Annotated in this window: 19 protein-coding genes; 8 read left to right on the top strand and 11 right to left on the bottom strand. The window is 46.0% G+C overall.

The genetic code is table 11. The annotated features are described in order from the left end of the window. The first annotated feature begins 1 nt into the window (after position 1). Genes ACLWOR_RS05340 through ACLWOR_RS05330 form a run of 3 tightly spaced genes read left to right on the top strand, consistent with a single transcriptional unit; the run spans position 2 to position 3344 of the window. A complete protein-coding gene (locus ACLWOR_RS05340) occupies positions 2–1021 on the top strand; it encodes a chorismate-binding protein (RefSeq protein WP_413939646.1) in 1020 nt (339 codons plus the stop codon). After that, positions 1018–2589, top strand: coding sequence for a 2-succinyl-5-enolpyruvyl-6-hydroxy-3-cyclohexene-1-carboxylic-acid synthase (gene menD, locus ACLWOR_RS05335; RefSeq protein ID WP_413939645.1), 1572 nt, complete (start codon positions 1018–1020; stop codon positions 2587–2589). Before ACLWOR_RS05340 ends, menD begins: the two co-directional genes overlap by 4 nt. Beyond that, the gene (locus ACLWOR_RS05330; RefSeq protein ID WP_413939644.1) at positions 2556–3344 is read left to right on the top strand and encodes an alpha/beta fold hydrolase; all 789 of its coding nucleotides are present in this window, start codon (positions 2556–2558) and stop codon (positions 3342–3344) included. Before menD ends, ACLWOR_RS05330 begins: the two co-directional genes overlap by 34 nt. Here ACLWOR_RS05330 and ACLWOR_RS05325 read toward each other — a convergent pair. From ACLWOR_RS05325 to add, 4 genes are all read right to left on the bottom strand, one after another. Further along, the gene (locus ACLWOR_RS05325; protein WP_413939643.1) at positions 3324–4124 is read right to left on the bottom strand and encodes a S1 family peptidase; all 801 of its coding nucleotides are present in this window, start codon (positions 4122–4124) and stop codon (positions 3324–3326) included. The genes ACLWOR_RS05330 and ACLWOR_RS05325 overlap by 21 nt on opposite strands. A 70-nt stretch (positions 4125–4194) precedes the next feature. Then, positions 4195–5025, bottom strand: coding sequence for a S1 family peptidase (locus ACLWOR_RS05320; RefSeq protein ID WP_413939642.1), 831 nt, complete (start codon positions 5023–5025; stop codon positions 4195–4197). Between the two features lie 121 nt (positions 5026–5146). Continuing rightward, positions 5147–6106 carry a prolyl aminopeptidase gene (gene pip / locus ACLWOR_RS05315; RefSeq protein ID WP_413939641.1) on the bottom strand — a complete coding sequence of 320 codons (960 nt, stop codon included), beginning with the start codon at positions 6104–6106 and terminating at the stop codon, positions 5147–5149. Positions 6107–6179: 73 nt separating this feature from the next. After that, entirely contained in the window at positions 6180–7202 is a 1023-nt protein-coding gene (gene add / locus ACLWOR_RS05310; RefSeq protein ID WP_413939640.1) for an adenosine deaminase, read from the bottom strand. Positions 7203–7238: 36 nt separating this feature from the next. On the opposite strand from add, the gene ACLWOR_RS05305 reads away from it, so the two are divergent. Further along, positions 7239–9245, top strand: a complete 2007-nt coding sequence (locus tag ACLWOR_RS05305) for a transketolase C-terminal domain-containing protein (protein ID WP_413939639.1) — start codon at positions 7239–7241, stop codon at positions 9243–9245. 17 nt (positions 9246–9262) lie between these two features. Here the strand turns inward: ACLWOR_RS05305 and ACLWOR_RS05300 are convergent, their stop codons facing one another. Genes ACLWOR_RS05300 through ACLWOR_RS05290 form a run of 3 tightly spaced genes read right to left on the bottom strand, consistent with a single transcriptional unit; the run spans position 9263 to position 12528 of the window. Then, positions 9263–10204: an alpha/beta hydrolase gene (locus tag ACLWOR_RS05300; RefSeq protein ID WP_413939638.1), complete on the bottom strand. Its 942-nt coding sequence runs from the start codon at positions 10202–10204 to the stop codon at positions 9263–9265. Positions 10205–10216: 12 nt separating this feature from the next. After that, positions 10217–12157: a DUF4105 domain-containing protein gene (locus ACLWOR_RS05295; protein ID WP_413939637.1), complete on the bottom strand. Its 1941-nt coding sequence runs from the start codon at positions 12155–12157 to the stop codon at positions 10217–10219. Positions 12158–12207: 50 nt separating this feature from the next. Further along, on the bottom strand, positions 12208–12528 hold the full coding sequence (locus tag ACLWOR_RS05290) for a hypothetical protein (RefSeq protein ID WP_413939636.1): 321 nt from the start codon (positions 12526–12528) through the stop codon (positions 12208–12210). Positions 12529–12801: 273 nt separating this feature from the next. Here ACLWOR_RS05290 and ACLWOR_RS05285 point away from each other — a divergent pair, with 273 nt between their 5' ends. Further along, positions 12802–13143 (top strand): FKBP-type peptidyl-prolyl cis-trans isomerase, encoded by a 342-nt coding sequence (locus ACLWOR_RS05285; RefSeq protein ID WP_413939635.1) that lies wholly within the window; start codon positions 12802–12804, stop codon positions 13141–13143. 16 nt (positions 13144–13159) lie between these two features. On the opposite strand, the gene ACLWOR_RS05280 is transcribed toward ACLWOR_RS05285, so the two are convergent. The 3 genes from ACLWOR_RS05280 to ACLWOR_RS05270 all read right to left on the bottom strand — a co-directional run bounded on the left by ACLWOR_RS05280 (position 13160) and on the right by ACLWOR_RS05270 (position 14986). After that, complete coding sequence (locus ACLWOR_RS05280) at positions 13160–13612, bottom strand: low molecular weight protein-tyrosine-phosphatase (protein ID WP_413939634.1); 453 nt, start codon at positions 13610–13612, stop codon at positions 13160–13162. Between the two features lie 36 nt (positions 13613–13648). Beyond that, complete coding sequence (locus tag ACLWOR_RS05275; protein WP_413939633.1) at positions 13649–14350, bottom strand: tyrosine-protein phosphatase; 702 nt, start codon at positions 14348–14350, stop codon at positions 13649–13651. A gap of 153 nt (positions 14351–14503) precedes the next feature. Next, a complete protein-coding gene (locus tag ACLWOR_RS05270) occupies positions 14504–14986 on the bottom strand; it encodes a chemotaxis protein CheW (RefSeq protein ID WP_413939632.1) in 483 nt (160 codons plus the stop codon). A gap of 254 nt (positions 14987–15240) precedes the next feature. Between ACLWOR_RS05270 and ACLWOR_RS05265 the strand changes: the two genes are divergently transcribed. The 3 genes from ACLWOR_RS05265 to ACLWOR_RS05255 are packed head-to-tail and all read left to right on the top strand — an operon-like array spanning position 15241 to position 19263. Then, entirely contained in the window at positions 15241–17322 is a 2082-nt protein-coding gene (locus ACLWOR_RS05265; protein ID WP_413939631.1) for a chemotaxis protein CheA, read from the top strand. Then, positions 17319–18191 (top strand): CheR family methyltransferase, encoded by an 873-nt coding sequence (locus ACLWOR_RS05260; RefSeq protein ID WP_413939630.1) that lies wholly within the window; start codon positions 17319–17321, stop codon positions 18189–18191. Before ACLWOR_RS05265 ends, ACLWOR_RS05260 begins: the two co-directional genes overlap by 4 nt. A gap of 10 nt (positions 18192–18201) precedes the next feature. Beyond that, positions 18202–19263 (top strand): protein-glutamate methylesterase/protein-glutamine glutaminase, encoded by a 1062-nt coding sequence (locus tag ACLWOR_RS05255; RefSeq protein ID WP_413939629.1) that lies wholly within the window; start codon positions 18202–18204, stop codon positions 19261–19263. A gap of 43 nt (positions 19264–19306) precedes the next feature. On the opposite strand, the gene ACLWOR_RS05250 is transcribed toward ACLWOR_RS05255, so the two are convergent. Further along, positions 19307–20497, bottom strand: coding sequence for a CCA tRNA nucleotidyltransferase (locus tag ACLWOR_RS05250; RefSeq protein WP_413939628.1), 1191 nt, complete (start codon positions 20495–20497; stop codon positions 19307–19309). Positions 20498–20614: the final 117 nt, after the last annotated feature.

Below are 20614 nucleotides of genomic sequence, written 5' to 3'. Positions count from 1 at the left end.
CTTGCGCCATAAGGGCAAATGGATCCTGATTGAAGGCCCATTTAAAGCCCAAGAAAAGCCAAATAAGCATGAGATTTCAGTATTTTGCCCCGACTTCTACAATATTGAAGGCGGCACAAACTGGGTGGGAACCCACGCCTGCGAGCTCGAAACGCTACAGCTTCAATCGCTTTGTCAGGCCTACTTAGCAAAGAATACACGCTCATCTGAGGGTTTATCGTCTTGGGAAGAGCCTCGGAAAGAGGACTTCGCTGAATCACTGTCGATCATACAAGAGCGTATCCGCAAGGGTGAAATCTCAAAGGCGGTTCCTGTTGTGTTCGCAAAATCACGTCAAACCATCACCCCAACGATGCGTGCAGAGCTGATTTTGCAACTCACACATGCACCAACTTCCTTACATGTTTTTGGTTTCTGGCGTGATGGTGATGGAATTTTAGGTGCAACACCCGAAGTTCTTTTCTCATACGAGCATCAAATTCTTTCGACAATGGCGCTTGCGGGAACATGTCCCAAATCGGAGAGCTCCACTCGAGAATCGTTGCTACATGATCAAAAAGAACTGCAAGAACATCATTTCGTCGTCGAAGATTTGGTGAATTTATTTAAAGGCCAAGGCGATCTTGAAGTCGAGGGTCCCTCAATTCTCGAATTGCCAACGCTCTATCATTTGAAAACCGATATTCGTGTGCGCTCTTTTAAAGAACCTGATTTTCGCGCATTGATTGAAAAACTTCACCCCACGCCTGCACTAGGTGTAGCACCTCGCAAAGCGGGCTATCACTGGATGCAGTCGTTACCGGGTCAAGAGGGCCGTGCTCGATTTGGCGGGCCTTTTGCGTTTTTCATGGGCGAGGAGGCTCTGTGTCTTGTCGCCATTCGAAATTTGCAGTGGAATGAACAGTTCGCGATGATCGGATCGGGTTGCGGAGTGGTTGCAGCCAGTGAACTTGAGCGCGAGTGGAGAGAGCTTTATCAAAAGCGTCTTTCAGTGAAAAAGATTTTAGGATTTGAACTATGACAAATATGGAATTGGCCGGAAAAGTAATTCAAGAGCTTGTAAACACGGGCGTGCGCGAGTTTGTTCTTTGCGCAGGAGCTCGTAACAGTCCTCTTGTGCACATCTTAGATGAGATTCAAGATGTAAAAGTTTATTCCTTTTTCGAAGAGCGATCAGCAGCCTTTTTTGCTTTAGGTCGAATCGCCAACACACGTCGTCCCGTTGCAATCGTGACGACTTCGGGAACAGCGGTTGCAGAACTTTTGCCTGCAGCAGTTGAAGGAACTTATTCTTCCCTGCCACTGATTATGATCACAGCGGATCGTCCAAAAAATTATCGTGGATCGGGTGCTCCGCAAACAATCGAACAAGTCGGAATTTTTTCTTACTATAATGAAGTCGCTTTGGATCTTGATGCAGAGAACACGCATTTGTCGTTCAAATCATTGTCTTGGAAAAAACCAATTCACGTGAACGTCAGCTTCACAGAGCCCTTGATTGATGGACCGGTTCCGCAAATCAGCATTCCAAAAGTTTCTGAGCGCCTCAAGCTTCCAGGTCAATTGCCATTGGGAACTTTGAAAGCGATGGAAGCTTTCTTGAACAATCATCGTCCTCTGGTGATGGTGGGAATCTTACCTGATAAAGCTTACGGAACTGTTCTGGAGTTTTTAAAGCAATACAAATCTCCAGTTTACGCAGAGGGAATTTCGGGGCTCCGTGGAAATCCAGGAATCAAAGATATCGAAATCAAATCTGGTGAAAAAATGCTTCACCGTATTTTAACCTCTGGGGAATGTGATTCGATCTTGCGCATTGGTGGTATTCCAACAGCGCGTATTTGGCGTGATCTCGAAGAAAAGTACAAGGATATCCCTGTGTTCTCGGTCGGATTTAATCATTACACCGGCCTCAGTCGCCAAGTTCAGCACTTCAATTCTCTCGAAGTTTTAAGTCAGGTCGAGTTTACACGCCCACAACGCGAGAATAGTAAACTCAATATTGAGGACACGGCTCGCCGAATGGAAATCAGACGATTGTTAGAAAAATATCCGCAATCGGAGCAAGGCCTTATTTATTCTCTCTCTAAAAAATTGCATGGCGTTTCCTTGTACCTTGGAAATTCGCTTCCTGTGCGAGAGTGGGACGCGTGCTCAGATCATGACTTTTTACCAGCACGTGTCGCTGCGAACCGCGGTGCGAACGGTATTGATGGGCAGCTCTCGACATTCTTAGGCTGGGCGCAACCTGCAACAGAGAACTGGTGTATGGTGGGTGATCTCACGGCGATGTATGATTTATCGTCACTTTGGGCAACTTCTCAACTTGAGGCCAAAAAGTTTCGCATTGTCGTCATAAACAACGGAGGAGGCCAAATCTTCTCTCGAATGTTTAAGAAAGAGATTTTCATAAATAAGCACAATATTTCTTTCGATGGCTGGGCAAAAATGTGGAATTGGGGCTACCAAAAGTGGCATACTATACCAAACACTTTCGAGTTTTCGGACTCTCAGATTATCGAGTTGTGCCCAGATGAGCATCAGACTCAGCAGCTATGGCAGGAGTTGGATACGTTGTGGAGAGAGTAAATATCTTTTTTCTTCATGGTTTTTTAGGTCAGCCCCAGGACTGGAAACGAGTCCAAGAGGCGCTGCCGTCCCATGATCGATTGAGAATATTTACTCCTGATTATTTCCGTGAAGGTTGGTTGTCTCCAGAAACTCCACTGGATAAGTGGGGAGCCTTGTTCAATCGTTGGGTTGAGCTTCAAGGTTTCAGCGCCGATCGCAATGTCCTTGTCGGTTATTCGTTGGGCGGCAGATTGTCTCTGCACGCACTCGAACACAAACCCGCTCTTTGGTACAAAAGCTTTTTGATTTCTACGAACCCTGGATTTGATGATCAGCTAACTGGCTTTGAACCCAGCTCTGAAATGCGCCGTCAACGCTGGTTGCAGGATTCATACTGGGCTGAAGAATTTGAAAAAGCGCCTTGGGATATGTTGCTTCGTAACTGGAATGCTCAAGCTGTTTTCGGTGGCGGTATGGAAGAGCCCACTCGTGACGAGAAACAATACTCTCGAGAACTTTTGGGGCTTGCTTTGACTCAGTGGTCGCTGGCACAACAGAAAAATATGCGCCCTGTGATCGCAGCTATGCCAAACAAAATTTCATGGTTAGTCGGAGAGAGAGATGAAAAATTCGTCGATCTTGCGTTACAACTGAAAGAAAGCATCCCAGGTTTAAAACTCGATGTGATTCCAGACGCCTCTCATAGAATTCTTTTTGATAAACCAAAAGAACTGGCAGAGAAAATCAAAGTGCTACTGCACCAGGTTCTTTAAAGATTTATTGATCCAATCAGCATAACCTGAAACACGCATATAACGAGCCCGATCCGCGCAGGTATCGCCATCTTTGATTTGTCCTGACCACACCACCGCTGAAAGAACGCCGACAATGTAATTCACATTGCGATAGCGCATCAGCGCCGGGCCTCCGGAATCTCCGCTGCAAACACCTGCATCACTGCTTTGTTTGATCAGGAAATAGCGTCCGTCATCGCTTAAAGCCGTCACTGCTAAATGTGTGGATCTGAGGCGAGCCATTCCCTGTTTGTCTTGCGGTGATGAGGGAGTCCTACCTAAGGTTCGCCCGTAGCCGACGGCGGTAAACTTGTATCCTTCTTTAAGAGGAAACTTTTCAGGTGCGATTTCGACCGGCTTAAAACCAGGAGGTAAGCCGCCGGCAAAAATAATCAACGCAATATCGTGCGCATGAGGTGCGCGGAATGAAGGATGTGGAATAAAAGAAACGCTTTTGCGCGATACATATTTGCTCGTCATCGGAGCAACTCCAAAAATGATTTTAAGGCCGTCTGGTTTTTCACTCAGACAATGAGCCGCCGTTAAAATCACATTTTCACGAATCAGCGTACCTGTGCAGATCTTATTGCCGTCAGGGTTGTAGGTCATGACCACATATGGTGAGACTTCGTCTTGAGGGAAAAGTTCCTTGCCGCCAATGATGCCGTCATTGGCGAGCGACCATGGGTACGTCGTCGGATCGTACTCACCGCATGAGGAGAGAATGAAAAGTGAAATTAGAAGCAGTGCAAACTTCATAAGACTGAAATAACAAAAGGGCTGCTCATTGCCTAGCAGCCCTTTTAAGATTGAAAAATATTTTGCTAAATTACTGAGCTTCTTGTGTCGCCGGTAAAGAAACCAGCTCCAAGTTTGTCAGTGATTCAAGGATTTGTGGAGTCATGCGTTCCATCCATCCTCTGTAAAACAAAGCACTTGTGTATGCTGCGAACTGCGAGCAGTTGTTTTCTTTGTCCATCACACCACGACTTGTTACGCCCCAGAGGTAGTATTCGCCGTCGACTTCAAGGTAAGCGGGCCCACCCGAGTCGCCGTGACAAGCGCCGGTGCCGTGGCGTTGATCCACTGTGATTTCAGACATGCTGTAGCGAGGATCTGCGATTTTAACTTTCGTCATATGCAAAGTACCTGCAGTTTTTTGGTCTTTGCCGTCAGTCATGCCGAAACCAGCAAGAACAACTTCAGTACCACGACGAAGTTTTGATTTATCTTTTAAGAAAGTCGCGGGTTTGTAGCCAGCGGGAACTTCACCTTTGAAGTGAATCAGAGCGATATCACCTGTGTTGAATGTTTCACCTGCGCGCTCTTCCCAGTAAGAAGAAACCGCAACACGATCAACTGCGTAGCGTACGCTCTCACGACCCAATGCTGTGTCGAAGAAGATATACATCTGCGGGCTTAAGCAATGTGCTGCTGTTAGAACGATGTTGTTCTCAAGAAGAGAACCTGTGCAGAGCTGTCCGCCGACGGAGTCGTAAACAGCTACGATGCTTTCAAGAATCTTGTCGGTCTTTTGAACCGCCGTGCCCCCAATGATACTGTCGCCACTTACGACCTGAGTTGATTCACCCTTCGGAGCGCAAGCTGCGAGAGTTAAACCAGTCAGTACCCCTGCGAAAATCAATTTGGATTGATTCACTAAAATCCCCCCGGATTTTACGCACCAACTAGTCAGTGCGTAGTGTGAATAAACCCAATTTGGAACCACTTTACAAGATCATAATACTTATGGATGTGATAAGGTTTTTTACATGTAATTCTTACAAGGATTTGCACTCATCTGCGGCTGAAATCAAAGCAGAGCGGGTTCCAGGCTCTGAAGCCGCGTGGCCCGAGTCCGCAACGATTGAAAACTTTGCTTCCGGCCAAGCCTTATGAAGTTCCCAAGCCGATTTCGCCGGGCACACCACATCGTAACGACCTTGCACGATGTATCCAGGAATGTGGCGAATCTTGGAAATGTTCTCAAGAATCCAGTTGTCTGTTTTGAAGAACGCGTTGTTTGTGAAGTAGTGACACTCAATGCGCGCAAAGCTCAATGCATAATCGGGATCATCGAATTCATCGACCGCTTTTGGATCCATGTACAGACGCGAAGTGGCTGCTTCCCATTTGCTCCATGCTTTTGCCGCTTCCAAACGCACATCACGATTTTCGTGAATCAAGCGTTTATGATAAGCTGCGACCAAATCATGACGTTCATTTTCTGGAATGGGTTTCAAATATTCATCCCAAATATCAGGGAAAATTTGGGAAGCGCCTTCTTGATAGAACCATTTAATTTCAGACGGACGGCACAGAAAAATTCCACGCAGGATCAATGCTTTCACGCGCTCGGGATGAGTAATTGCGTAAGTCAAAGCCAGTGTTGATCCCCAACTGCCGCCGAAGACGACCCATTTGTCGATCTTAAGCAGCTCGCGTAGTTTTTCGATATCGCTGACAAGATCCCATGTCGTGTTTTCACGAAGCTCTGCGATCGGTGTCGATTGTCCAGCGCCACGTTGATCGAACAAAATAATGCGATAAGTTTCGGGATCAAAGAAGCGACGGTGATCGGGAGCAACGCCTCCGCCGGGACCACCATGTAGAAATACAACCGGTTTGCCTTTCGGATTTCCAACTTCTTCATAATAAAGATTATGAATTTCTGAAACCTTCATGAAGCCTTTATTGTAAGGCTCAATCTGAGGATAGAATTCGCGAGTAGAAGTTTGCATGGGGGCTCCTTTGAAAAGGACTTTACGTTAGTCCTTTTGTGGGGAGGCCGCAATACCTTCCGCTTTGCGGCTTTTAGAAGAACTCAGAGACGAATTTATTTTTCTCTTTATCGGAAATAAAGCTAGCTTCAAATGCGATTTGATTGCAGCGACGGAAATCTGCTGGGGTGAGTTGGTGGACACGGTGAACGACTTCGTAGTCATCACTCAAGGTCGTTGCAAATATTCCGGGGTCATCAGAATTAATCGTCACACGGATGCCACTGCGAAGAAGATCTTTGATTGGATGTTCTTCGTAGGTTTTAAAAGCCTGCGTGAGATAGTTGCTAATAGGGCAAACTTCAAGAGTGATTTTTCGCTCGCGCACAAAATCCATCACGGCAAGATCGCGAATGATTTGCACGCCATGACCGATGCGTTCGGCGCCTAAAATTTCAATGGAGTCACGAACCCATTGCGGAGCTTGGTTGTCTGGAGTTTCGCCGGAATGAGCGGTGATGCGAAGTCCGGCCTTTTTTGCTTTCTGAAAGATATTTTCGAAATTTTTAGGTTCAAAGCCATTTTCGTTGTCAGCCAAATCTAAAGCGATAAAGGAATCTTTGTGATCAATGGCGAAATCAACTACGCGCTCAGCGACGGGAAGCGGCTTCACTCTTTGTACGATGCAAATCAATCCCACGGCCATGTGAAATTTCTTTTTTGCCATCTCGATGCCTTTAACGAGTGAAGAATGAATTTTATCGAAATTTAAATTTGCATGGCCGTCTTCAATAAAAGTCGGGGCATAACGCAGTTCAAGAATACGAATGCCGTCATTAAACGCGTCTTCGCAGGCCTCAAATGCAATACGTGTGAGGATTTCCTCGCTCGCGAGAACTTGTTGCGCATTTAAGAATTTATGGAGGACCGAGCCCAAATCTTTCATGGGTTGAGTTATGAGGAACTGTTCCTTTTGCCCTTGCAGAGTCGGGGCCAAGGTGATGCCCGTTTGGGGCGCAATTTCCAGAAGCGTGCTCCAACGCACTGAGCAGTCCAAATGGCGGTGAAGTTCGACCTTTGGCAGGTGGCGTAGATTGTGAGAATAGAGCTTTTGCATTGAAGTTCCTTGCCGTCAGAAGTACAACTAGATGCTATGACAGAACCGATTCAAATCAAAACAAAACTTGCAGGCAATCCTTCTTCTGAACCTCAATTCAAAGTCTCTGTGAAAAGCAAAGACGGCCGTCAGATCCCAGCTGTGGATCCGCGTTCGACTCGTGCTTTAGTTTCGCTCATGGACATGAATGCTGTCCTTGGTGGAGCAGCATCTCACTACGGAGGTCCTGCGGCTTTTGCGGAGTTGATGTCAGCCATGCATGCGATTGTTTTTGATGAGGCCACTCGCGCTGGCAAACAATGGTACGACATGTTCCACTTGGTGAACGATGCTGGCCACTGTGAAAACGGTTTGTATGCTTTGAAGGCCAATTACAAAATGGCAGGTCTTGATTTGAACAGTCTTAAAAAATTCCGTTCAATTGAAAGCGGTCTGACAGGTCACGGTGAAGTTCACTGCTTCCCTGAAGGTGTTTTTGTTTCTAACGGTCCTTTGGGTTCGGCATTTCCGCAAACTCAAGGTTTGGCAATGGGTGAGGCGATCTCGGGTCGCAATCGTGTGACGATCACCGCGATCTCAGACGGTGCTTCCATGGAAGGCGAAGCGAAAGAATCTTTCGCGGCTATTCCAGGCTTGGCAGCTCGTGGTCAAATGGGCCCTTACGTTTTGATTATCAGCGATAACAATACGAAACTTTCTGGCCGTATTGATTCAGAATCTTTCTCTATGAATCCTTCTTTTGCTTCGTTGGCAACATTGGGATGGAAGTTGATCACGTTGCTTGAAGGAAATGATTTGCAAAAATGCTACGACGTGATTGCAGATGCAATTGCGATGGCAAAAGCAAATCCAAAACAACCTATCGCAATTCACGCAAAAACAATCAAAGGTATCGGCACGAAGAAAACCGCTGAATCTGCCACTGGTGGTCACGGTTTCCCTCTGAAAAGTCCTTCTGAATTACCGGCGTTCTTGACCGAAATCTATGGTGGAGAAGCGTTCCCAGCTGTTTTCAATTCTTGGATTGACGAATTGAATAAATGGGAAGCCGACATCAAAGCTAAAGGCGTTAAAGATTCTGGCGAGAAAATCCAAAAAGGTGTGGCGTCTGCAATGGTGAAAACTCGTAAAGCGGGTTTGCCTGTTGTCAGCGTGACTTCAGACCTTCCGGGCTCAACGGGAGTTGCGGATTTCCGTAAAGAATTCCCGAAAGACTCTTTCGACGTCGGTGTTGCGGAAAGTAACATGGTTTCTACTGCTGCTGGATTATCAAAACTTGGCTATATCCCAGTTGTTGATACGTTTGCACAATTTGGCGTGACGAAAGGTGCGTTACCTTTGACGATGGGTGCTTTATCAGAAGCTCCAATCATCGCGATCTTCTCGCACACAGGATTCCAAGACGCGGCTGACGGCGCTTCTCATCAAGCATTGAGTTATATGGCGATGGTGTCTTCGATTCCTCACGTGAACGTTTACTCTTTGTCTTGCTCTGACGAAGCCGATGCTTTGGTTACAGCAGCCATCGAAAACTTCGCCAAAGATCGCAAAGCTGGAAAAGTTCCAAACAGCTCTGTTTTCTTCTTGGGTCGTGAAAATTTCCCGAAATCATACGTTGCAGGCGCAACTTACGATTTGAATAAAGCGCAAATTTTAAAAGACACAACGGCTGGCAAAGCAAAATCAGTTGTGATTGCGACAACGGGATCTCTGGTTCCGCAAGCACTTGAAGCTGCGACAGCCCTGGAAGCAAAAGGTGTTGGGGCGGTTGTTGTCAATAGTGCTAATGTGAATCATGTGGACGTGGCGACTTACAAGTCTGTTCTGGCAAAAGCACAAGGTCGCTTGGTCACAGTTGAAGATCACCAATTGATTGGTGGATTTGGTCAAATGTTGAGTCATGCATTGTTGAATGCAGGCGTGACTTTCACATTAAAAAGCTTAGCTGTGCATGGAGAGTTCGGACAAAGCTCATACACAGCTCTTGATCTTTATAAGAAACATAAAATCGATGCGGGCGCGATCGTCGAGGCATCTCTGTAATCAGTATCAGGCGGGCTTTAGTAGAATTTGCGCATGAATGATTCTACTCGAGCCTGCATGCTTTCCCACTTCAAGTTGTAATCCCATTTGGCTTTCTTGTAGACGTCTTCGCGGTTCTTCGTGATGTTGCCGTGCCATACGTGTGTGGTTTCCGGGAAGTACATTGTGTATTCTTTGCTGAGTCCGCTGATAGAGTAAGCAGCGCGAGTGATTTCGTCCACATCAACGGCAGGATCACGTTCCGCATAAGCTAAGAACGTAGGCGCTTTAATTTTGCCGTAGACGTTCTTCATCGTCCCATTTCCATGAGTTTCACGAACGTTTTTAATCAAAGCACTCATTTGCTTGGCGGCATTCGGCGAATACAAAGGAGTTTCATCAAGGTTCGCGGCACCCTCAAAGAACGTGTTGCCGTTCAGGTGTAGAAGTCCACCCAAAAAACCACCGATTGAAACGGAAGCTCTGACGTCAACTGCTGGCGACCATAACAAAACACCTTCCGTGATACCGGGATTTGCAAGGGCTGCATCCATTGAAAGCAATCCACCTAAAGAGTGTCCTGCGAAAATAACTTTCTTGCCAAAGCACTGAGCAAGTTTGATGTTTTCACGAATTTCACTTTGCCATTCGCGGTAAGAAACTTTTTTCATGTTGCTCCAGTCACCTTGCCAATGGCCCGGTAAAAGAATGCTGATAGAAACAAATCCCTGGTCTTGGAAGACTTTGTTAATACCTTTAAAGAAATAGGGTGATTCAAACATACCGTGTGTGAAAATTACGACTGTTTGTTTTGGATTGTAAGCAGGCAGATAAAGACGCGGCAGATGTTTTGTCGGAACACCTTTAGAAATGCGCTGTTGAACGCGTGAGTTAAACTGCGCGACACAGCCGTCGAATTTCGCTGCAAATGCAGTCGTCGTAAATGTCGTCACTAAAGTAATAAGAAGTAGCTTGATCATGGAAACTCCTATTTAGGGCGTTAAAAATTTGAACTGCGCGCGGAAGAAATTATTAATATTGTCCTGAGTCTGAACTTTTTCTTGAGATAGTTCTGGGTTCTTTTCAGCAATCAATTTCGCCAAATCTTTAAAATTTGTATTAAAGCTGTGGTGAATTCCCTTAAATGCGTTCACATCGAATTCAGAACGCATCGGAATTCCGTATCCTTTTGATAGGTGTTCCGTGGGAGTTAATTGGCGAATCATGTCCTTATATTCTTCGACATATTTTTCACCGGCTTCAGAATCAATCATTTTCATGACTTCTTCCTGAACGACTTTGGTGAGGTCGCGATCGATTTTGACCTCGAGCAGGAAAAAGCTCGCTGCTAGAGCAGCGGCATTTTTATTATGAGTGGTGAGTGACTCAACCAAAGAAGCGCGTTCTTCGGCCGTGCTCGACTCGAGATACTGCTCCAGTGTCTTATAGCGAGCCTGTACGAGCGGGCGAATCGCTGCGAAAGAGCGGTGTAAGTCTTCATCTACTTTTGAGGGGAACAAATAGCCTTGATCGATAAGATCTTGGTTTGTTCCTGCAAACTTCGGCATAAGGCCTGCTGACTGTAAAAGATCAGCTACACCTTGCGGAGTGACGGGCTTCACTTTATGAAGAAGTGGATGGCCTTCAGGAAGGACACCTGTGATCAACTCAAAAGTTTCGCCAGCGCAGTTATTTGAGACGAAATAGTACTTTCCTCGGTACGACCAATGTAGTTCCATCACGCGTTTCACGAAAAGATTTTTTTGCTCTTCAGTAAGACTTAACGGATAACTCAAAAGGTCACGTTCTTCGTTGCGGTTGTATTCTGTTGTGACCTGGCTCATTGGCAAAATAAAAAGTTGGGACGGGTAAGCACCCGATAGCCCCTTCCAATAGTTCGTTACGATGTCAGCGACATTGGCGCGGAAGCTGACGATCACGTGATGAGAAATGTCCTGCAGGCAGTCAGTACCCACAGTAGCTCTATCTGGAGAACACACAATCAGACGAACCATCGAGTGGCCCCATCGGCTCATGAGAGCTTTGCCTGGTCCTCCCATGAAATAATGAACTTGATAAACACGACTGGCATCCAGAGATACAGGGCGGCCATCGTCTCCTGAAAGCGCATAGTTCACAGTATCGCAGTTACGACCTTTAAAAGGTTCATGTTTAAATTGTTTTGCATAGTACTGGTAAAAGCTCGGGCGACGGCATTGGTAGTCAGGATCAAGAAGAAAGTACTCTAAGTTGACGGCAAAGCTTTCTTCAAGGCTCGTCAGCTCGTAGGCCTCAGGCACGCGCGCGCCGAGCTTATTGCGTTTTGCCTGAGAGAGAATTTCAAAAGAGTTGCGATCTGATACCAGTCGCTTGCGTGAAGCCAGGTATTCACAGCGTGGAGTTGAGCGTAGTTTTTGGCTCTGCATTTTGCTAGCAGATTCGACTTTCTCAAAGTGGCATTTGCTGAGTTCTTGAAATTCTTTATCGGAAAGACGACTAGAAAAGTCGTATACGTGACCGAGCTCGTGAATAACAACGGCTTGAAATAAGCGGTCGCTTTGTTCATGGCCACAAGGGAACGAAAAGTTTTCTTTTCCCAGAGCAATTTGCTTTAAAGAGTTATCAAGAATAATCACCGGATTTTGGCGCGAAGGTTTGGTTTGAGCGAGACGGTGACTGAAGTTGGGAGAGCAGATCTGTTTAAGATCAACAGACTGTTTTCCCAGAGCTGCAAAAGAAAAGGTAATTTTTTTGTCAGCAAGTACAGCTTTAATGGCAGAAGGGAGGAGTGAGACACTTTTTTGAATTTTGGATTCAATCAGCGCGGTATCTGCGGCATTTAGAGATGAATTATTTTGAAGACGGATCGAAGCGTGGCTGGAGAAGCCAAAAAGAAGGACACATGTTATCGCGAGAGCTGTTGTGGTTTTCATTTTGCCTCCAGAAAAAAAAGGAGGGCCCTGCGGAGGGCCCTCGATCAGAATTACTTCATCAAGTTTTGGACAACTTCGATGTCTGACATAGAAGCAACTTTTGCTGCACCCAAAGTTTGAGTAAGAGCAGCACGTGCTGTTTTAACTGCGTCTTGAACTTGAACCGAGTAAACTTGGCTCAATACTGCGAACTGTTCTGCATTTGCAGCGATTTGTTCTCTTGCATAAACGCGAGAAGTGCCGCTTAACTCTGTTGAACCAGAGATAATGCCACCGCGACCACCAGAGTAAGATGTGTCGTTGCGAGTTTCCCAAGCGTTTGCTTGAAGAGATAATACAGTCGCAGCTGTAAGAAGAAGGGCTTTCATCATATAGAACTCCTTTTGAGTTGGTTTTTTTAAGATCGAGAAACCGCTCTCGATCTGTTTTGAAATTAAAAGCAAGATAGGGATTTGAGGCTTTGGTTACGATGAACTTCTCTGAACTTCGATGCGTTTAAAACTTAGACAACCTGCTCTTGTCCCTAGGTCTTATGGGTGAAGATTAGCGTTTATTGCCGGATAGAGAGTCCAATATCATCTAACAGAAGAGAGCCGCTCGAGGAGAGGGTTGTCCCACCCTGTAAATTCTGCTAGATCTGTTCTATGGAAGAAAACGGCGAACTCAAAATTACGGATACTTTAGAGGGTACGGGTAAGGTAGCAGCTAAGGGCGCTTTACTATTTGTTCAGTATGAAGGCTTTTTAGAGGATGGGACAAAGTTCGATTCTTCGTACGATCATGGCCGACCTTTTCAATTCGTGATTGGTTCGGGCCGAGTTATCAAAGGCTGGGATCAGGGCTTGATGGGCATGAAAGAGGGCGGCAAAAGAACTCTCTTCGTCCCATCCCACTTAGGTTACGGAGAACGCGTAAGACCCAAAATCCCCGCCCACTCAAACCTCATCTTCCACGTAGAACTCCTAGAAGTCCGCCCCCGCGAATAAAAGAAGCAGGCACTTTTTAGGAGATGCGGTTGATGAGGCCTTTGATGGCGTCTTCTAAGATGTCAATCACGAGTTCGAAGTCTTTGCCGCTTCCGTAATAGGGATCTGGAACTCCGCGGACTTTAAAATTGGAACAGTAGTCGGTGACCAAGGAAATTTTGTTTTGATACTCAGGTTTGGGGCAACGCTTTTGCAAGTTTGCGAGATTTGCGGAATCCATCGCAAGAATGAAATCGAAATGTTCAAAGTCGTGGGCAGTAACTCCACGAGAAATACTTGTCAGGTTGTAACCGCGCATTTCTCCATGGCGAATGCTACGCGGATCAGCCGATTCGCCATCATGATGTCCCGAAGTTCCCGCTGAATCACAAACCCAATTCAGTCCACGTTTTTTGATTTCCGCAACTGCAACAGCTTCGGCAGTAGGGGAGCGACATATATTTCCAAGACAGACAAAAAGTAGTTTCATAACCCGAGCATAAAACAAATCTGCCGTTCTGAGAAGTTACTGGCAGACGAATTTTGACTGGAGGGATTTGAAATTTGGATTCGAGTCGCAGAGAGAAGTCCTTAACGGAAGTCCTGCTTTTTTTGCGTTCGCGAGGATGATCAACATTCTGATATAGGTCGGAGTCAGAGTTTCGCGGATTTTTACAACCACGGTTTTGTACGGCTTATTGGGATTTCCGGCCTCATAACCATTGTTGCACATATCTTCCTGAAAGGATTCTTGTGCAGAGGTGCGAGCACCACTCCAAAGACTCCAGAGGCTTGCCAAATATCCCGTACGATCTTCGCCAGCAGTGCAGTGGAAGTAAATGCTTTCACCCTGGCGGTGAGCACTTTCAATTGTTTGAAGGGCTGCGATCGTCATCTCACAAGCAGAGCGAAAATCGGTGATATCTTTCCAGGGGAATGGAACATGAGTGATGTCCTCATTTCTGACGCCGAGTTTTTTCAGAGAAGAGACTTCTTTTGAGACTTCGCCTTTCACATCGTTTTTGAAAATCAAAAACTTGCGAACACCAATGTCGATGAGTTCCTGCATTTGATCTTCAGTCGGAGTTCGACCGCGCAGAACCTGCTGAGAATCGCTGTAGGTCACGACATGAGAATTCGGAATGGTCAGACCTTGGACTCGATTGTTGAGGTCATAAGCGTGAGCAGTGAGGGAGGTTAGCAGTGACAAAAGAAGAAGTGTTTTCATGCGACCCTTCTAGAATGGGATCCGCAAAAAGAAAAAGGCATAATACCTAAGATATTATGCCTTTCTAGAATGAATACAAATCTCAGCTCGAAACTAAGCTGCTTCCCGCGTGGGTCTGACGCGTTGTAGACCCAAAAAAGAAGCAGGCACCTTTTAGGCGGCTTCGGCTTGGAAGCCGGCCATTTGGCCCATTTGATCGGCTGAGAATGCTGATACGATGTCGACCAAGATAACAACCTTGTTGTCCACTTTACCCATACCACGAACGAACGACATTGCGTTTTCGTTACCTAGCACTGGAGGTGGTTCGATTTGGTTGTCTTGAAGATCCACAACCTCTTTTACTGAGTCGACGATCATACCAACTTGACCGATTTCAGTGTCGATCACGATGATGCAAGTGTCGCGAGTTGTGTCTTGTGGTTGCATTCCGAATTTCACGCGAAGATTCACTACCGGAATGATTTTACCGCGAAGATTCATAACACCTTTTACATATTCTGGAGTGCGTGGCACAGGTGTGATCTCGCCGAATTGGTTGATTTCACGTACCGTCTCAATAGCGACGCCATATTGTTCAGACATAAGTTGAAACGTCAGGTATTGACCAGGTTTTGCTTTCGTTGTTTCGCTCATAAGTAATGGCCTTTCAAAGTCGTTAGACAAAACTATCCTATTTCTTTTCGCGAAAATAGGGAGGCTACTTAAGTACTTTCTTACGAAATGGGAAAAAATAATAAACTCACATGTTTCCGTCTTGTCCTGAGACGATAGTCTAGAACACTTGTCAGTGTCTCGTCTCTAGACTTTCGCAGGAATGAGTTTCGCGAGACAGACACCGATATTTCCAATGAGTAAATTCATGATATTTGGCTATTGGAGCACCAACAATGAGTGATAATGCGTTTTTCGAAGAATTGCAGATGGACTTCTTAAATGAATCTGCCTTCATGCTTGAGCAATATGAAGAATATATGATGCGACTCGAAAACAGTGAAGATCCAGCACGTGACCTCACAGATATTTTCCGTGTGGCCCATTCCGTAAAAGGAGGAGCCGCTGCCGTTGGTTTGACGGATCTTGGTAAATTCGCCCACGTGATGGAAGATCTCTTGGATCTGTTGCGTTCAAGCCCGCATCTTGTGAACTCCACGGTCATTTCATTGCTCTTAGTCTCAGGCGATGAACTTAAAAATCGTGTCGCGGCTTTGCAACAAGGCAAAGGTGGTCCTTGGGATACATCAGCTCTTGTAACTCAGTTGGTGGATTTGCGTGAACAATTGTCTGGTAAACCAGCAAAGAAATTTGCAGAACCAGCAGCGCCTGCTCCGGCGCAAGAAGAAGTAAAAGAACAAGCGCCAGATGATTTCTTTGCGGCTCCAGTTGCTGAAGTGGCAGCAGCTCCAGTTGAAACTGAAGATCACACAAATCACGATCTTCTCGCCGAACTTCTTGCTGGTCTTTCTCCGGAAGACCAGGCTGAATTCCATGCGAAAGAAGCAGCCGCGGCCGCCGCGGCTCCAGCACCAGTTATCGCTCTTGCTCCAACTCCAGTTGAAGCGGAAGCGGCAGCACCCGTCGCTGAACCGGTTCCAGTAAAACCAGTTGCGGCGACACCTGTTGCACCAGTTGCGGAAGCAAAACCAACTCCGGCTCCAGCAGCACCAGCGGCAGCATCTGCCAGTGGTGGTGGCGGTGGTGCTCCGAAAGCGGGCGCGAAAAATACTAACAGCACAATCAAAGTTGACACCGGCCGCGTGGATTCAGTTTTGGACGCTGTTGGTGAGCTTGTTGTACTAAAAAACCAAATCGTCCATGACGAAGTCGTTCGTAATGGCGAAAATCTCAGACTTGAAGCGATCGTCGATCAACTCGACAAAGCCGTGCGTGAGCTCTATGAAAAAACATTGAGCATCCGCATGACACCGCTTAAATCCATGTTCGTGAAAATCCAACGTATCGTGCGTGACGTTTCAATCAGCCTTGATAAACCAGTCGATTTACAATTGATCGGTGAAGAAACAGAGGTTGAAAGAACCGTATTCGAACTACTTGGTGACCCTCTCGTTCACTTAGTTCGTAACTCGATGGACCACGGAATTGAAAAACGTGAAGTTCGTCAAGAGCGTGGTAAGCCACTTACTGCAAAAGTCATCGTGTCAGCGAAACAAACGGGCGGTAACGTGACGATCGACATCACTGATGACGGTGGTGGTATCAACCGTGAAAAAGTTTTGAAAAAAGCGATTGAAAGAGGCTTCGTACCACAAGGTGTGGACCCTGCGACAATCCCTGATGAACAAGTTTTCCAATATATTTTCCAACCGGGCTTCTCGACGGCAGATAAGATCTCGGATCTTTCGGGTCGTGGTGTTGGTTTGGACGTTGTGAAATCAAACTTGGATAAGATCCAAGGTAAAATCAACATCTTCTCTAAACCAGGACAAGGTTCGACATTCCGTTTGACGATTCCTCTAACGACGGCAATCACGGACGGTATTATTGTGGCCCTTGATGGTGCACGCTACATCTTGCCAATCCACTCGATCCGCGAAATCGTGCGTGTTCTTCCTAAAGACTACACGAATATTTCAGGCGCAGGAAAAGTCGCAAACATTCGTGGACTTTTGTTGCCAGTGATCGATGTTTCAAAAACATTAGGTGAGATCAATTGGTCATTTAATAAAAAAGACGAGCAGTTAGCGCAACGTCGCGAGAACTCACTCAGTGCACGTCGTGAAGAAAGTATGCTTGTCATTATCGAATCCATGACAGGTCAAATGGCTTTCCCTGTTGACGATGTCCTGGGTCAAGCACAAGTCGTTGTTAAACCAATTGCAACAACAGGCGAGCCAATCCCAGAAGTTGCAGGTGCTGCAATTCTTGGTGATGGTCGTACAGTATTAATCCTTGAGCCAGGTGCTCTTGTAGCGGGCGCTGCACGTAGCGGCGGTCGGGAGATGGCAGCATGACAATAGCAGCAAAAAAGAAGGACCTTGCAGGATCTCTTTACGATTTTGAAGAGATCAAACTTTCGGAAAAAACCTTCGAAAAATTTGCGACCAAAATGTATGATCTTGCCGGTGTGGATTTGCCGTTCACTCCGAAAAATCATGCTCTGATCCGCAATCGTATTGTGAAACTTTTAAGACGCCATGATCTTCGCACATACGAAGAATATTGGGCGATGCTTGAAAGAGGTGACAATACTCTTATTCAAGAATTTATTTCTGCACTGACGACGAACATGACGTCGTTTTATCGTGAGTCAAATCACTTTGATTTCATGGCGAAAGTCATGCCGGAGTTGATGGCGAAACACGGGCCAGAACTTCGCGTGTGGTGTGCGGCTGCAAGTACGGGGCAAGAGCCTTACACATTGGCGATGACAGTGTGTGAATCACTTCCTGAAGCACAAGCTTCACGAGTGCGCCTTCTTGCCACAGACATTGATTTGCAAGTTTTAAAGAAAGCCTCTGTCGGAACTTATGAAGAGCGCGAAATGCAGGGACTTCCTCCTGTGCAACGCACGAAGTATTTTGAAAAGACCAAAGTCAATGGCGATGAATATTTCCGCGCCAAGGATCAAATTCACAAGATGATCCGTTTTGCTCCTTTCAATTTGATGAACCCTAAGTATGAATTTCAGCACAAGTTCCATATGATCTTTTGCCGAAATGTTTTGATCTATTTTGATGAAGCCACAACTAAAAAAGTCATCGATAATTTGGTGTCGTGCTTAGCTCCTGGGGCCTATTTGGTGTTAGGACATTCTGAGTCAGGAAACGTTAAACATCCAAGCCTGAAACCGCTCTCGAGAGCAGTTTATCAGAAGATTTAAGAAGGTTGTCATGTCGCAAAAAATTCGCGTCTTGATCGTTGATGACTCTGCGGTGATTCGTAAGCTTTTGGAGAAGATCTTTTCTTCTGCGAAAGATATCGAAGTGGTCGGAACAGCATCCGATCCCTATATTGCTCGTGATAAATTGGTGGCGCTAAAACCTGATGTGATGACTCTGGATGTGGAGATGCCTCGTATGGACGGCATTAGCTTCCTAGAAAAAGTCATGCAGCATTTTCCAACTCGCACGATTATTTTTTCCAGCTTAGCGAAGACGGGCTCGGAGACGTATCTTCGTGCTTTGGAAGCTGGCGCGATTGAGATCATGGAAAAACCTTCCATCGACGTTTCGCAAACTTTAGAAGCTCTTTCTAAAGACATCGTGGAAAAGGTACGTGCGGTTGCAAAAGCTCGTATCAATCCAATTAAAAAAGTTGTGACTCCCGGTGCACCGGTTGAAAAAATCAAACCAACAGCAATGGCGCGTACCACGCATCAGTTGTTAGCGGTGGCTTCTTCAACAGGTGGAACGGAAGCTTTAAAAGTTTTCCTCAGTGGAATGCCAGCAGATATTCCGGGAACTTTGGTGGTGCAACATATGCCACCAGGTTTTACAAAGTCTTTCGCTGACAATCTCAATGCGATGTTCCCATTTGAAGTGAAAGAAGCGCAAGAAGGTGATCAGGTTGTTCCTGGTCGCGTATTGATTGCTCCGGGAAACTATCACATGGAAATCACTCGTAGTGGTGCCTTCTATTATGTGAAACTTCACCAAGGGCCGCAATTGCACAGTGTTCGTCCCGCAGCTGACTATTTGATGAAATCAGTTGCCAAATACGTTGGTAAGAATGCCATGGGCGTTGTTCTAACGGGTATGGGTAAAGACGGTGCAGAAGGTTTGCTTGAAATGAAGAACGCAGGTGCTTACACAGTCGCACAGAATGAAGAAACGTGTGTGGTGTATGGAATGCCAGCAGCAGCCGTTGCCTTAGGTGCTGCAGATAAAATTTTACCGCTTGATAAAATCGCGAGTGATTTGCTTCATCAATTGAATAAGAGAAATGCAGCTTAATTTATAAAGAACAAACCGATCTTGCGATCGGTTTGTGTAAGAGCTAGTGCGTAAGTGGCGGAACATGACCGCCACTGTATTTTTCAACCTGTTGCAGCCAGTAGTGAATCTCGGTTGCCGACAAAGAATAATCCATGATCGCAAGTTTTAATGCCAAGCGGAAGGCATCGTTCGTGACGAAAGCCATCTGACGACGTTCACCTTTGCGGGCGTAGTTGTCGATTTTTTTAAGTCCGCCCATGATGTGCAAGGCTTTAAAGAACATCATCGATTCTTGCTTAAATACTCCCAGCTCTTCTCTGATAAAGTGAGCCAAACGAGGATCGCTTTCGATTTGATCTTGGTTCCAAGGTTCTTCGCCGTATTGTGCTTTCATGAACGACAACAAGATTCCTGCAAACAATTCAGTTGGATCTTGAGTGTTGATGCTCGCTGACCCCATACGTGCCATATGAATTTCAAAAATTTCCATTTTTGAAGGATCCATAAACACATTGTGCAGGCTTGGCAGGATATGCTCCATGATATGTAGATCAAAAAGCTCCATAAAAGCCAAGTGAGGTTCGCGCAGACGCATGAATTTCAACCATTCTTCACGACGACGCGGAAGAACGGATTTTTTAAGCTCCCCAGCACACTCCGCAATCGCGGCACGCATCGAAGACTCAATTGAAAAACCTAACTTGTGAGAAAGACGAATCGCGCGAAGGATGCGCACAGGATCTTCAATCAAACGTTCTTTCGGATCGCCAATCATGCGCAGAACGCGATCTTGGATATCTTGAATGCCACCGCAATGATCGATCAATTTGTGATCAACAGGATCATAGAAAATAGCATTAGCGGTAAAATCACGACGTTGAGCATCTTCTGTCGATGTCCCGAAGTAGTTATCGCCTTCAACCGTGGATTCTTCCGTCATCTGAGCGACTTCTTCCGTGCTGACATTGCGGCGGAAGGTTGCCACTTCGAATTGCTGATCTCCGCGTTTAACAAGCACCAGCTTAAAGCGGCGACCGATGACATAAGCATTCGATACTTTTTTACGAACTTGATTAGGAAGGGCGCTTGTTGCGATATCAAAGTCTTTAGGATGGATGCCTACCAACAAATCGCGAACGCAACCACCAACAAGGTAGGTCTCAAAACCTGCTTCTTGAAGGTTCTTAACTATTCTGAGGGCAAAAGAGTCTATCCAGTCCTCGTGGAGATGTGGCTTAGCTGTGGAAATCATTGGGGCAGAATCTACCTTCCTTCATAGAAAAATTCAAACCCGTCTTTTGACTTTTGTAAACGTCTCAAACGACTAAGGTCTTGTTCTTTGACGGCTTCTTGGGCTGCGGGTATAAAA

The organism is Bdellovibrio sp. HCB2-146 (assembly GCF_047345725.1).
GTDB lineage: Bacteria > Bdellovibrionota > Bdellovibrionia > Bdellovibrionales > Bdellovibrionaceae > Bdellovibrio.
Note: the sequence above shows the minus strand (reverse complement) of the source record. Positions and strands in the feature narration are given on the sequence as shown.